Source organism: Acidovorax sp. sic0104, from assembly GCF_019219095.1.
GTDB lineage: Bacteria > Pseudomonadota > Gammaproteobacteria > Burkholderiales > Burkholderiaceae_C > Acidovorax.
On sequence record NZ_JAHUWH010000027.1, the window covers coordinates 25,187 to 38,525 of the forward strand.

The following is a 13,339-nucleotide window of genomic DNA, read 5'->3' on the forward strand; positions in this document are numbered from 1 at the left end:
CTCGCAGAAGGAGGCTCAGCAGAACGCCCGGCGCTGCTGCCGGAGTGCATCGCGGTCGATGCTGGCCGCCAACTGCTCCATGTCTGCCGCGCAGACGCCGTGCTGCAGAAAGTGCCGGGGCCATTGCTCGACCGCCTGGGCGACTTCCTGGATCAGTGCGATGGCACGTGCCCGCGTGATGCCGAATTCGCTCAGATCGGTCAGCGCGTTGTCCAGCGTGGACTGCGCGCCGTGCCGGCCCACCACCATGGCCTGGTAGCCCATGTTCTGCAGCGTGGGCACCACGTCGAACGCAGGGGCCAGGTCGTAGTACCCGTCAAAGCCCAGGCGCAGGCAGTGGTTGCGCTCGTGGTCATCGGTGTTGTCCATGAGGATGTTGAACACCATGCGCCGAAACAGCTCTTCGCGCAGTGCCTTCTGCCTGTCGGGGTGTGCTTGGCGCAGCAGCACGGTGGCGAGTGCTCCATAGCTTTCGGCCAGTCCCGCCGCTGCCAGCGCTGTCCTGGCAGAGATGCAGTGCACGCGCAGGCTCAGCGTATCCAGTTGCACACGGTCAAACCGCTGGATCGTGAGTGCGTGGCGCCGCGGTCCCCTGCCCAACCGCGATGCAAGGGGCAGAACGCCCGTGGAGGCCACATGGATGCCCGCCTGCTCCGCCAGCGTCATGGTGGCGTGCTCGATGAGGGGCGTGTCCACGGTGTCGTCCAGCTCGCTGAACTTGATCACGCAAGGGCCGCTGTCGGTTTGCAGCAGCGCCTTGGGCCGCGCCCCGCCCAGCGTCACGCCAGGCTGCACCAGCCGCTGGATCTCGGGGGTGACCGGAGCTTGTGACTGCACCTCTTCCACCGCCCGCACCATGGCCTCCAGATCGCGCAACTGCGGGTACGGCCCGATGCGGCGGGGGATGTAGTGGTCGGCCGATGTCGAGATACCCAGCGCGCCAAAGCGGTCGTCACCGGCAAACAGCAGCATCTCCAGAATGGACAGGCGTGCGGGGCGGTCGATGTGGCGGATGATGCGCTCGCCCCAGCGGTCTGGCCGCGCATCGTCGATGGCGCCAGGAGCGCTGTCCTTGTGGCCCGCGCTGTACGCTTGGCCTGCCAGCAAGGGAAGGTCTTCGCTCAGCGCAAACTGCCACCAGTCTGCTGCGTAGGTGAACGTGGCGCAGTTGGGCACCAGCTGCGACAGACCCACCGCTCCGGTCAGCACGGGCTGTGCGGGGTTGACCAGCGCCCAGACGTAGAGCGTGTCTTGCGGCAGGTAGGACTGCGGCATGACCTGCGGCGCGGCGGACTGCGGGCTCATGGCCGCGCTTTCTTGTGCCCCGCGATCAGCGCGGCCAGGCCTGCGGCCGTGCTGTTGGGCGAGCGGTTCGGCGCGCCGAGCCCCACGACTTGCAAGGCTTGCTCGATCTGTTCTTCGGGGCTCAACCCAGTGGTCTTCTGCATGGCCTTTTTTGCTGGGTTGGCAGGGCTTGTTCCCTCGAAGGAGCCCTTCGTCTCTTGGACAAAGTGCGCGGCTCCCAGGCGGGCAGGTACGCTGGTGTTTGAGACGGGCGGCAGGACCGCAGGTTTTGCGGTGCTTGCTGGCGCCTTCGCGTCTTTGTGCGCCGCAGCCTGCGCAGCGCGCCGTGGCCGGGCTCTGGCCACTTCAAGCTCCAGCGATGTGAGGTCGTTCTGCGGCGCAATCAGGTCGGCCAGTCCCTGGGCTTGGTTGATGAGCCACATGCACATCACATACGACGCCATGGACACCGACGGGTCGCCGCGCTCGATGCGCGCCATGGTGGGTTGCGATACGCCCAGCCGCTGGGCCCACTGGGCCTGCGTTTCCTTTCGGCGCTTGCGTGCAATCACGATGTTCTGCGCGAGCAACGCGATCTGCTGAAGAACTGCCTGGGGGTAGTCAGCGGGCTTGGTGTTTTGGGATGGCATTCATAGATGTTATCTGAATAATATTTAAAAGAACATCTATGAATTAACTTTCCGCAAATGAATCGGAGGGAAAGTATTCATAGATGCATAAAAATTGGCAATTTATGCATGTCTATGAATGAATTTTCCGTCCTGTGCATTCCTTTTGCGGGGCCTGAGCGGATCACTCCACCGCCATGCCAGGCACTTCCGGCCCGATCTTGAACACCCCGCTCACCCGTGCGCACGGCTCGCCATCGGCGGTGACCAGGCCTTGGGCGAACACCAGCGATCGTGTGATGCGCAGCGGGCCCGCCTCACCCTGCACCCACATGCCCAGCCGGACCGGGGCCAGGTAGTCGACCTGCAGGCTGATGGTGGGCAGGAAGCGGCCTTCCAGCTCGGTGGTCTTGTGGTGCACTGACAGCGGCAGCAGCATGTCGCAGAACGTGGCCATCATGCCGCCGTGCAGGTTGCCCATGGTGTTCACATGGCGCTGCTCGACGCGAAATCCGAACTGGACTTCGGCACCCTGCCGGCGCAGGAACAGCGGGCCGTTGCTCTGGATGAAGGGGCCGCCAGCGCCGAGCACGCCGAAGCCCTCCGGAATCGCGGGCGGGTTGTCTGGCGCAAAGGTGTCTGCGGCGGGGCTGCCCTCGCGGTGCCCGGTCACCGGGCTACCTCGCGCGACACGTCCGCGTCGAAGCTCGCTCCGTTCAGCGCGCTGGTGGTGCTGCTGCGGCCACTGCTGCCGGTATCGAGCCAGCCGCTGTACACGGCCTGGAAGTCCGCCACGATCTGCGCGAGCGGCATGTCGTCGAAGGCGCCGCGCTGGTGCACATACTCCATGTGGCGCGCGCCGGATTTGTCGAACGGGTGGTAGATGGAATCGTTCTCGCCGTCGAATTCGAGCGGCAGCAGCCCGAAGCGGTCGCACAGCTCGATGTTGAAAGCCGGCGTGGCCTTGCGCCACTGTCCGCCGAGCCAGATGTCGGTATAGCCGTGCCAGATGAAGAGGTCGGTCTTCATGGTCTCGCGCATGCGCTCGGTGCTGAGGTGGTTGCGCACGTCGGCAAAGCCCATGCGCGCGGGGATGCCCGCAGCGCGGCACGCGGCGGTGAGCAGCGCGGCCTTGGGCACGCACCAGCCGTGGCCGTTGGCCAGCACGCTGCTGGCCGCCATGCCCTCGGGCGACAGGTCGATGCGGTAGGGGTCGTAGCGAAAGCCGTCGCGCACGGCCAGGTACAGGGCGATGGCGCGTTCACGGTCGGTGGCGCCGCGTGCGTGCTCGGCTGCGAAGGCCTGCACGGCCGGGGCGTCGCTGTCGATGAGCGCGGTGGCCCGCAGCGCAGCGGGCGTGGGGTGGTCCGGGGTCATGGTTCTTTGTCTCCTTGCGGCCCAGTGTGACTGCCGCTGCGGTGCGAGGCTGTCACGGTCGTGCCAAGGGGCAGTGTGCCGGATGACGCGCGCAGGCCGCAGGCCATGGGGTTTCGGTGGCGTCACACCCGCCAGGCCGGCAGCTCCCAGTTGCGCCACAGCGCCAGGCCGCGCAGCCCGGCCGTGAGCAGCACACAGGCCACCAGGGGCGCCCAGTCCGGGGCGTGCAGGTGGCGCAGGGCCACGTCGGCCCAGCCGCCGGCGAAGGCGCACAGCGCATACGGCCGGTGGTCGCTGAAGGCCTGGGGCACCTCGTTGCACAGCACGTCGCGCAGCACGCCGCCGAAGACGCCGGTGATCACGCCCATCATCACCGCGATGATCGGCTCCATGCCGATGGCGGTGGCGATGTCCAGGCCCACCGCCGCGAACAGGCCCAGGCCGATGGCGTCGGGCACGAGCATGGCGCGCTCGGTGGGCTCGAAGTGGCGCTGGCGCATGAACAGCATGGCGCCCACGCACAGGGCCAGGATGCCCCAGACAAAACCGGTGTGGCGGATCCAGAAGAAGGGCCGCTGGTCCAGCAGCAGGTCGCGCAGCGTGCCGCCGCCAAAGGCTGCGACGAAGGCCAGCACGCACACGCCCACGGCGTCGAGCCGCTTGCGCGCGGCCGCAATCACGCCCGACAGTGCGAACGCGATGGTGGCCGCCACTTCCAGCAGAAAGCGCAGGGTGTGCACCCAGGGGGCGTCGAGCAGCGAAGGGTCCATGGGCGCGATTGTGCCGTGGCGCCGCGCGAGGAAGGGCAAGCTCCGGGGTGCACCCAAATTGCTATTGAAAATGTAGCTATTAGCGCTTGTTTATCAAGCGCTGGAGCCTGGTTTGACCCAAAAAAATCACGCCCGCACGAGCTGCCAGGCCAGCGCCAGCACACAGCCGGTGCCGCCCAGCGCGCCCAGCCGGCGGGCCCACTGCAGGCTGGCGGTGGGCCACTGGTTCATGGACAGCACCAGCAGCCAGCCCAGCACCATCCATGCGGCCACCACCAGGGCCAGGCCGGCCGCCAGCCCCGCCGCCGTGGTGGCGGCCAGGGCCTGCAGCACCAGGGTGGCCAGCGCCATGGCAAAGGCGCGCCCCGATGCCCCGGTTCCGTCGCCCCAGGCGCGGGTGGACACGGTGCGGGCCCAGCCGGTCAGGGCCATCAGGGAAGCCAGTGCGGCGCACGCGCCGGTGATTTCGTTCATGCGGTCTCCGGGGGCTGGGGATTTGCGGCGGGGGCAGGCGGATGCGGCGTGGCGTGGCCCGCGCGCCGTCCGCGCATTGCGGGCATCGCACGCACTGCACGCAGCAGCCACGGGGCGGCGGCGGCCAGCGCGCACAGCGCGGACGCCGCCGCCCACTGCACCAGCCCGGCCTTGGCCGCCAGGCCGCCATAGGCCAGTGCCGCCAGTGTCCACAGCAGCGCGGTGGTGCGGGGCGCCCAGTGGCGCAGCGTGGCAGCCGGCAGGGCCACGAAGAAGGACAGCAGCAGGCCCAGCATGCCGGAGGATCTTGCAGGCTCCGTGGCGACGATGTGGGCGAGCCGGAACGACTCCACGGCCAGCACACCGCTCAGCCAGAACGGCAGGTGCGCGGGCACCACCAGGCGGCCCCAGCCGCGCGGGTGCCAGCGGGAGCGTGGCGGTGCCACGGGGTGTGCAGCGGTGCCGGACGTTGCCACGGCAGCAGGGCGGACCGCCTTGCGCCGATGCGCCTGTACCCGCTGCGGCCCGATGAAGACAGCGATGCCCGCGCAGGCCATGCCCACGGCGGCCAGGCTGGCGCACATGGCAGGCGCCTGCGCGCTGCCCAGCACCCAGCCCGCCAGACCTGCCATCACCAGCATGGCGCCAGCGCCGCCCAGTGCCACGCGCCACAGCGCGAGGGTGCGCAGCGCGGCAGCGGCCAATGCGGACATCAGCAGCCACACGCCGATGAGCACCCACGTCGCCCACACCGGCCGCTGCGCCAGCGAGGGCAGGCCGGACGGCCCCCACAAATGCACGAACACCGCCACGACCAGCGCGGCGGGCGTGGTGGCGTGCAGGGCCAGGAAGAAGCGTTGCATGGTCGAAGGAATAGAAGAATCCGGCGGCTTGGAGCTGGACATGGGAGCGGATCGGGGCCTCATTCGGATGGGCGTTCGGTCATTCGATACCGTCCGGGCGGAGCCTGTCGAAGCCTTGCCCGGCGCGTCGACAGGCTCCGCGTGAACGGTTCAATGGGTATCAGCCGGCCGCCGCGATGCCGCCCCCCGCAGCGTCTTGCGCAGTCTCGGCCTCGCGCCGGCGCTGCTGGCGAGCGTCCAACCAGATCAGCGTGCCCGAGATCGACAAAAAGGCCGGTGTCATGCCCAGAAAGAAGTACAGCCACTTGAGCGCCAGCCCGCCGAAGTCGCCGAAGTGCAGCGGCTCCATGAGCCCGTTGACGAGCGACCAGAAGCCCGCCGTGCGCGGGTCGTGCACCTTTTTCGGCACGCCCGTCGCGGCGTTGATGTCCACCCGCGCGGTGCTGGCCAGGTGGTTGTTCAGATTCCCGGTGAATCCGGCCTCGGCCGTGTCGGTGCCCCAGCGGCGCATGGAGACATAGCGGGCCTCCAGGCCCGGTACGGCCTGCTGCGCGGTCGCGTACAGCGCGTCCAGTGACTGCATGCGCACCGGCTCGGCCGCGTCGCCCGCGGCTGCCTTGCGCACAGGTTTTGCAGCCGCTGCCGGGGCGGAGGCACTGCTGGTGGTCACGTACTTGTAGCCCTGCTCGAACAGCGGTGCCAGGCCCATCCACGCGCCCGTGGCAGCGATCAGGATGTGAAAGAACAAGCCCCAGATGCCGGCGGACTTGTGCAGGTCGGACATCACCACGCGAAAGCTGCGGCCCCAGCGCTGGGTGAACAGCTCGGCCAGGATCTTGCGGTGGATGACGATGCCGGTGGCAATGAGCACCAGCATGGCCGCGCCCAGAAAGCCCACGATCCAGCGCGGCCCGAAGAACAGGAACACGTGCAGCATGCGCAGGTACTGGCCCAGCTGGCTGTCCACCGGGCCCACCACCGCGCCGGTGTCCGAGCGCATGGCGACCTTGGTGCGCGTGCTGGCGGGTGCGCCGCGCTCGCGGATGAAGGCGAAGTAGCTCGGGTTCACCGCATCGGGCAGCGCGATGGTCTCCACCGTGGCGCCGGGGTAGCGGGTGTGCAGCTGGGTCAGCACCGCGTCGAGCGATGCCGGGTGCTCCGACCGGGGCAACTTCGCCAGCGACGGATTGGCCCACAGGTCGATCTCGTTCTTGAAGACCACCACCGCGCCCGAGAAGCACACGATGAACAGCAGGAGCCCCGTGACGATGCCCGCCCAGGAGTGCAGGACGAAGAGGCGGTTGAGGGTGCGCTGACTGGTCATGGTGGCGGTGGCGCGCGAGGGGCCCAAGGGGATCAGAAGAAGTACGCCACGCCCACGCTGAAGTTGCGCGGCAGCGCGGGCGAGACCACGTTGGCATTGATCGCGCCGTCGTAGTACGCCTTGTTGAACACGTTCTTCACGCCGGCCGTCACGCGGTAGTTGTCGCCCGCGTAGCTGATGGACGCATCGGCCACCACGTACGACGGCAGCGTGAAGGGGTACGAGCCGATCTGCTCGCTCACATAGCGCCCGCCCACGCCCAGCGTCACGCGCGAGTACTGCGGCAGCTTGTAGGTGGCCCACGCGGTGAGCGTGTGGCGCGGCGTGAGGTTCAGCGGCAGGCCCACGATGGCGGCATTGTTGTCGCGCGTGACCTTGGTCTGTGTGTAGGTGTAGGCGCTGGTCAGCTTCCAGCCGTTCTTGAGGTCGGCGCCCAGCTCCAGCTCCAGGCCGCGCGCGCGCTGCTGGCCGGTCTGCACGCTGAAGCCGGTGTTCACCGGGTCGGCGGTGGTGACGTTCTCGCGCACCAGGTCGAACACGGCGAGCGCGCCGGTGAGCTGGCCATTGGGCGACTCATACTTCACGCCGGCCTCCCACTGCTTGCCGGTCTCGGGCACGAAGTTCGATCCCGCAAAGGTCAGGCCCGATTGGGGCAGGAACGATTCGCCGTAGCTGCCGTACGCGGCCCAGCCGGGCTTGAACTCGTAGACCAGGCCGGCCGACAGCGTGGTGGCGCTGTCCTTCTGGCGCGTCTGGGTGTTCGCCACGCGGTTGTCGGTGTCGTTGGTGGACCAGTCGCGGCGCAGGCCCACGAGGGCCGTCCAGCCTTCGCCGAACTTGATCTGGTCCTGCGCGTACAGGCCCGCCACCGTGAGCTTGGCGGGCGCATCGCTGGTCAGTGCTTCGGGGCAGGTGGCCTGCATGCCGTACACCGGCGCGAACAGGTCGAGCGCGCCGATACGGCAGGTGCGGCTGGCCAGAAGGCTGTGGCCGCTGCGCACATCCAGGCCGGTGACGAGCTGGTGCTTGGCGCCCAGTGCCTCGAAGCGCGAGAGCAGCGAGGTGTCGGTGGCCAGCAGGTCGTAGTCCATGTACTGGCGCGATGCCTGGCGGTTCTGCAGCCGCTGGTTGGCCTGCAGGGCCTGGTTGGAGACGAAATTGCCCGTGCCTTTCTCGGTCTCGTAGCGCACGTTCTGGCGCAAGGTCATGGCGTCGGACAGCTTGTGCTCCAGCGCATAGCCCACCGTGGTGCTCTCCACGTCGTACACGCCAAAGGCCGGCTCGCCCGTGAACAGCGTGCGGGACAGCGTGCCATTGCGGTTGGGCAGCAGCGTGCCGTAGGGCGTGATGCCCTGCTGGCGCATCCATTCGCTGCGGCTGTAGGTGGCAAACAGCACCAGGTCGGTCTGCGCACCCAAGTCGATGGACAGCGAGGGCGCGAACCAGCGGTCCTTGCGGTAGACGAACTGCGTCGGGTCGTCGGACTCGGACACCTGCGCGTTGATCCGCAGCGCCGTCTTGCCCGATTCGGACAGCGGCCGGTTCACATCGGCCTGCAGCGTGCGCTGGCCGAAACTGCCCACTTCCACGCCCACTTCATTGAGTGCCTCCTTCTTGGGCCGCTTGCTCACCGCATTGACGATGCCGCCAGGCTGCACCTGGCCGTAGAGCACCGAGGCCGTGCCCTTGAGCACCTCGAAGCGCTCGTAGCCGTAGGGCTGCAGCTTGGCCCACATGCCGGGGCTTTGCACCAGGCCGTCCACCAGGATGGATTCGGTGGAGCGAAAGCCACGGATGTTGATGTCGTCGAACCCCCGGCGCCCGAAGTTGACGGGGCTCACGCCTGCCACGGTCTGCAGCGCCTGCTGCACGTTCACGATCTGGCGCGACTCCATCTGTTCGCGCGTGACCACGCTGACCGACTGCGGCGTCTCCAGCCGCCGCATGGGGGCCTTGCCGGCGGTCTGCGCTTCGACGGGGGCAAAGCCCATGTCCTTTTCGGTGCTGGCGTTGATGCGCACTTCCTGCAACTGAGGGGCCGCGACGGCGGCGGGGGCCGTGGTTTCCGCAGCCGGGGCCCCGGCCTGTTGCGCCATCGCTGCCTGGGCCAGGCACAGGGCCAGCGGGGTCAGGGCGAAAAGGCGGGCCTGGCGGGCGGAGGGATTCGAAAACGCAAAGGTGCGGCGGGCAGCGCTGGACGCCAGGGCCGCGCGGGAGTGCTTCAAAGACATGGATGTCCCGGTGGTGGAGGGTGGGCAAAAACGCGGGGTGCACTGGCTCGCGTTGTGTTCCGGGACGCTGGCTGGCGGGAGGGTAGGGATTGTAATGCGAATAGTTATCGTTTGAGAGCACGCCGCGATGTTCCTGTGCGGCAGCGTCCCTGGGGCGGTTGGCCGGCCACCGGCCTTACTGCGGGATGAGAAACTGGGGCAAACTCTCGGGCTCTTGATCGCTGAGAGGATGTGTGGTGAGACGTATTGCTGCAGCCCTGGGGCTGGCACTGATCCTGGGACCCGTGCTGGTGGTCACGGCAGTGGTGCTTTTCGACGACCGCCCACCACCGGCGTGCACGCGCTACTCCGTTCCCGTGACCTTCACTTCCGTGGTGCCCCGGCAGCACCCGCGGGGCGGCAATCGGGTGGGCGTGCCGGACGTGCAGTTTTCCTATTCCCTGGATGGACGCAGCTACACCAGCACGACGCTTTTTTGTGAATCACCTGCCAGTGCGTCCTACGAACACGGCCGCATGCGCGAGTTTGTGGCGCAAGCGCAAGGCAGCTCCGACATCGTGGCCTGGGTGCCAAGCGCAGACCCCGGGGCTGGCTGCATTTCATTGACCCCCGCATTTGGCTACAGCCGGGTTCATGAAGTCGCCCCCCTGTGCCGGCGCTAGCGGGCTCCGGGGCCAGGGCTGTACGCACACCTGGCCGCAGTGAATGCTATTGAATCGATAGCTTCAGGCGTAATGTAGATATGCGTCACGGCGCATTTTTCTCTGAGGCCTGGGTGTCAGCGGGGTGTTCGCCGCTTTGTCCATCCTCCGCCGCGCCGTAGCCCGGGTATGCGCCCCCGGCCGCACCCAGCGCCGCATTCTCCTGCCGCTCCCTCGCCATCTGCTCGGCAAACTGGTTGCGGCCTTCCCGCGCCACGGCGATGAACTTGGCGCGGTCCTTGTGGTGGGGGTACATGCGGTCGGCCAGTGCGATGTTGTGCGCGCGAAAGCGCTGGGTGATCGCTGTCGCTTCGGCGGGAGGCAGGCCCATCAGTTCCAGCACCGTGTGGGCGCTTTGCAGGCTGGACTCGAACAGTTCGCGCTGCACCAGCGTCACGCCGACATCGCGCAGCTTGTTCCAGTGGGTGACGTCGCGTGCGCGGGCCACGACCTGCAGGTGGGGGAAGTGCTCGCGCGCGAGCTTGGCGATCTGCAGGGACTGATCGGCGTCGTCCACCGCGATGACGAGGATGCGCGCATGCTCGGCCCCGGCGATGCGCAGCAGGTCCAGCCGCGTGGCGTCGCCGTAGAACACGCGGTAGCCGAAGGTGCGGGCGACTTCGAGCATCTCCACGCTGTGGTCCAGCACGGTGGTGCGCAGGCCTTGGGCCAGCAGCACGCGAGAGACGATCTGGCCGTAGCGGCCGAAGCCCGCGATGACGATGGGCGCTTCCTGCGGCTCGGAAATTTCTTCGGCCGCAGGTGCCTTGACGTGCGCATAGCGGCGCAGCAGCACGCGGTCCATCGCCACGAGCAGCAGCGGGCTGATGAGCATCGACAGCGCCACGGCGCCGATGAGCAGCGAGGCCGTCTCGGCCGGAAACACGCTGGCGCCGGCGGCGGCCTGGAACACCACGAAGGCGAACTCGCCGCCCTGGGCCAGCAGCAGCGTGAACACCGGGCGTTCCTGGTAGGGGATGTTCACGAGCTTGGCCAGCGTATAGATGACGAAGGCCTTGGCGGCGAGAAAGCCCACCAGGATGGCCGCCATGAGGCCGGGCGAGCGCAGGATCACGCCGAAGTCGATGCTCATGCCCACGGCGATGAAGAACAGCCCGAGCAGCAGGCCTTTGAAGGGCTCGATGTCGGCTTCGAGCTCGCGCCGGTATTCGCTGTCGGCCAGCAGCACGCCGGCCAGAAAGGCGCCGAGTGCCATCGACAGGCCCACCATCACCATCAGGTAGGCGATGCCCACCACCAGCAGGAGCGCCGCAGCAGTGAAGATCTCGGGGGTGTTGCTCTTGGCGATCCACCGCAGCACGGGGCGCAGCAGCAATCGCCCGCCCAGGATGATGGCGGCGATGACACCGACGATCTTGAACACCTCCAGCGCCATCCCCCCCGGCGTGTGGCCCGCGCCGTCGCCTGCAGCGGCGCCCAGCACCGGCAGCAGCGCCAGGATGGGGATGGCCGCCACGTCCTGGAACAGCAGGATCGAAAAGCCCGCCTGGCCGCTCTGTGTGCGCATGAGGTTGCGTTCGGCCAGCACCTGCAGCGCGATGGCCGTGGACGACAGCGCCAGGCCCAGCGAGCCCACCAGGCTCACGCGCCAGGGCAGGCCCGCGAGGGAACCCAGCGCGAACAGCACGGCCGCGCAGCCCAGCACCTGGGCGGTGCCGGTGCCGAAGATGGGGCGGCGCAACGCCCACAGGCGGCTGGGCTGCAGCTCCAGCCCCACCAGGAACAGCATCAGCACCACGCCGAACTCGGCAAAGTGCAGGATGTCCTGGACATTGCTCACCAGGCCCAGGCCCCAGGGGCCGATGGCGATGCCCGCCGCCAGGTAGCCGATGATCGCCCCCAAGCCCAGCGCCTTGGCGATGGGCACGGCCAGCACCGCCGCGGTGAGGTAAAGAAAACCGTAGGTGAGCCAGGTGGGGGCGTGTTCCATGTTTGAACCGGGGAGCTGGGTGCAGGGGCGGGAAGGTGGTCGGGCGGTGGCAAGGATTCTGGCACTGCGGTGAGCGCGCGTCGGCCGCTGCGTGGTGTTTTGCGCGCCGACTGCGGGACGGTTGCGCACGGATGGCCTTGGTGCTTCTATTTTGATAGCTGTCGGCGTTTGGTGGAAAGGCGCGAGCGGCTGTTTCTGGCTGCGTCAAGACGCTGGGCGGGCTGCGTTGCTAAGATGCGGGCCCCCTTTGGCTTTCTCGCGGTGTGAACTCATGGACTTGCAGACCTGGCTGGCTTTTTTTGCGGCGTCGTGCCTGATTGCGGTGTCGCCCGGCTCCGGGGCCGTGCTGTCGATGAGCCATGGCCTGTCGTACGGCGTGCGCAAGACCGGGGCCACCATCTTCGGCCTGCAACTGGGGCTGCTGCTGATCCTGCTGGTGGCCGGGGCGGGCGTTGGCTCGCTGCTGCTGGCGTCCGAGCTGGCCTTCAGCATCGTGAAGGTGCTGGGCGCCTGCTACCTGATCTACGTGGGCTTCAACCAGTGGCGCGCAGGCGATGCCTCGCCCGTGCAGGGCGACGAGGCCGCGTCGGCGGGCACATGGCAAAAGCGTTGCCTGACCGGCTTTTTGACGAATGCCACCAACCCCAAGGGCATCATCTTCATGGTGGCCGTGCTGCCGCAGTTCATGACCGACACCCGCCCGCTATGGACGCAACTGCTGGTGATGGCCGCCACCACGCTGACGGTGGACGTGGTGGTGATGCACGGCTACGCTTTCGGGGCCAGCGCGCTGCGCCGCCTGATGCGCAGCGCGCGGGCCGTGCGCACGCAGAACCGGGTGTTCGGCGGACTTCTGATGGCGGTGGGTGCGGGGCTGTTCTTCGTCAAGCGGGGCGGGCAGCACGCCTGACCCGTGGACCGCCGTGGCGGCATCATCGCGGTCAGAACATTTCGCGGAAATTGCTCTTGATTTAATAGCTGCTGGCGCTTCCATTTAAAGAGCCAGAGCTCGATATGGCTTGCAATTGTTGTTCGTGGACCGACTGATTCCAAGGAGTTCCTCATGCCAGTGATCGTTGTCGCCAATCCCAAGGGCGGCGTGGGCAAGTCCACGCTGTCCACCAACATCGCGGGCTACTTTGCGAGCCAGGGGCACCCCGTGATCCTGGGCGATACCGACCGGCAGGAGTCCGCCCGGCTGTGGCTGGGCCTGCGCCCGCCCGCCGCGCGTGAAATAGGGAGCTGGGATGCCAGTTCGGACGTGATCAGCCGCCCGCCCAAGGGCACCACGCATGCGGTGCTCGACACCCCCGCCGGCCTGCACGGCTGGCGCCTGAACGACGTGCTCAAGCTGGCCGACAAGATCATCGTGCCCCTGCAACCCAGCGTGTTCGACATCTTCGCCACGCGCAGCTTCCTGGACCAGTTGGCCGAGCACCGCCACGCCGCGGGCGTACCCGTAGGAATCGTGGGCATGCGAGTGGATGCGCGCACCAAGGCTGCGGAGCAGTTGCACCACTTCGTGGACAACCTGGGCTTCCCGGTGCTGGGCTACCTTCGCGACACGCAGAACTACGTGCACCTGGCGGCACACGGCCTCACGCTGTTCGACGTGGCGCCGGGCCGCGTGGCGCGGGACCTGGAGCAGTGGCAAGGCATCCGCACCTGGCTCGACGCATGACCGACACGGTTTTGAAGGACTCTGTGAAGCAAGAAACTCTGCGGGAAAACACCT

Annotated in this window: 13 protein-coding genes; 3 read left to right on the forward strand and 10 right to left on the reverse strand. The window is 67.7% G+C overall.

Annotated features, from left to right (window positions below; genetic code table 11):
• Positions 1-15: 15 nt before the first annotated feature.
• The 9 genes from KW835_RS25320 to KW835_RS25360 all read right to left on the reverse strand — a co-directional run bounded on the left by KW835_RS25320 (position 16) and on the right by KW835_RS25360 (position 8,817).
• The gene (locus KW835_RS25320; protein WP_218387518.1) at positions 16-1,305 is read right to left on the reverse strand and encodes a type II toxin-antitoxin system HipA family toxin; all 1,290 of its coding nucleotides are present in this window, start codon (positions 1,303-1,305) and stop codon (positions 16-18) included.
• Positions 1,302-1,934: a helix-turn-helix transcriptional regulator gene (locus KW835_RS27010; RefSeq protein ID WP_255593941.1), complete on the reverse strand. Its 633-nt coding sequence runs from the start codon at positions 1,932-1,934 to the stop codon at positions 1,302-1,304. The genes KW835_RS25320 and KW835_RS27010 overlap by 4 nt, the downstream gene beginning before the upstream one ends.
• Positions 1,935-2,097: 163 nt before the next feature.
• Positions 2,098-2,586 carry a PaaI family thioesterase gene (locus KW835_RS25330; RefSeq protein ID WP_218387519.1) on the reverse strand — a complete coding sequence of 163 codons (489 nt, stop codon included), beginning with the start codon at positions 2,584-2,586 and terminating at the stop codon, positions 2,098-2,100.
• Complete coding sequence (locus tag KW835_RS25335; RefSeq protein ID WP_218387520.1) at positions 2,583-3,290, reverse strand: transglutaminase family protein; 708 nt, start codon at positions 3,288-3,290, stop codon at positions 2,583-2,585. Before KW835_RS25335 ends, KW835_RS25330 begins: the two co-directional genes overlap by 4 nt.
• Positions 3,291-3,412: 122 nt before the next feature.
• On the reverse strand, positions 3,413-4,060 hold the full coding sequence (locus tag KW835_RS25340) for a trimeric intracellular cation channel family protein (RefSeq protein WP_218387521.1): 648 nt from the start codon (positions 4,058-4,060) through the stop codon (positions 3,413-3,415).
• A gap of 126 nt (positions 4,061-4,186) precedes the next feature.
• Entirely contained in the window at positions 4,187-4,534 is a 348-nt protein-coding gene (locus KW835_RS25345; protein WP_218387522.1) for a hypothetical protein, read from the reverse strand.
• Positions 4,531-5,397 (reverse strand): hypothetical protein, encoded by an 867-nt coding sequence (locus KW835_RS25350; RefSeq protein ID WP_218387523.1) that lies wholly within the window; start codon positions 5,395-5,397, stop codon positions 4,531-4,533. Before KW835_RS25350 ends, KW835_RS25345 begins: the two co-directional genes overlap by 4 nt.
• Before the next feature lie 160 nt (positions 5,398-5,557).
• The gene (locus KW835_RS25355; protein WP_218387524.1) at positions 5,558-6,721 is read right to left on the reverse strand and encodes a PepSY domain-containing protein; all 1,164 of its coding nucleotides are present in this window, start codon (positions 6,719-6,721) and stop codon (positions 5,558-5,560) included.
• 32 nt (positions 6,722-6,753) lie between these two features.
• Positions 6,754-8,817: a TonB-dependent siderophore receptor gene (locus KW835_RS25360; protein ID WP_218387549.1), complete on the reverse strand. Its 2,064-nt coding sequence runs from the start codon at positions 8,815-8,817 to the stop codon at positions 6,754-6,756.
• A 371-nt stretch (positions 8,818-9,188) separates the two neighbouring features.
• Here KW835_RS25360 and KW835_RS25365 point away from each other — a divergent pair, with 371 nt between their 5' ends.
• Positions 9,189-9,614, forward strand: coding sequence for a hypothetical protein (locus tag KW835_RS25365; RefSeq protein ID WP_218387525.1), 426 nt, complete (start codon positions 9,189-9,191; stop codon positions 9,612-9,614).
• A gap of 85 nt (positions 9,615-9,699) precedes the next feature.
• Here KW835_RS25365 and kefC read toward each other — a convergent pair whose 3' ends face one another.
• On the reverse strand, positions 9,700-11,604 hold the full coding sequence (kefC, locus tag KW835_RS25370) for a glutathione-regulated potassium-efflux system protein KefC (protein ID WP_218387526.1): 1,905 nt from the start codon (positions 11,602-11,604) through the stop codon (positions 9,700-9,702).
• Positions 11,605-11,875: 271 nt separating this feature from the next.
• On the opposite strand from kefC, the gene KW835_RS25375 reads away from it, so the two are divergent.
• Both KW835_RS25375 and KW835_RS25380 read left to right on the forward strand, forming a co-directional pair.
• Positions 11,876-12,514: a LysE family transporter gene (locus KW835_RS25375; RefSeq protein ID WP_218387527.1), complete on the forward strand. Its 639-nt coding sequence runs from the start codon at positions 11,876-11,878 to the stop codon at positions 12,512-12,514.
• A gap of 153 nt (positions 12,515-12,667) precedes the next feature.
• The gene (locus KW835_RS25380; protein ID WP_218387528.1) at positions 12,668-13,285 is read left to right on the forward strand and encodes a ParA family protein; all 618 of its coding nucleotides are present in this window, start codon (positions 12,668-12,670) and stop codon (positions 13,283-13,285) included.
• Positions 13,286-13,339 lie beyond the last annotated feature (54 nt).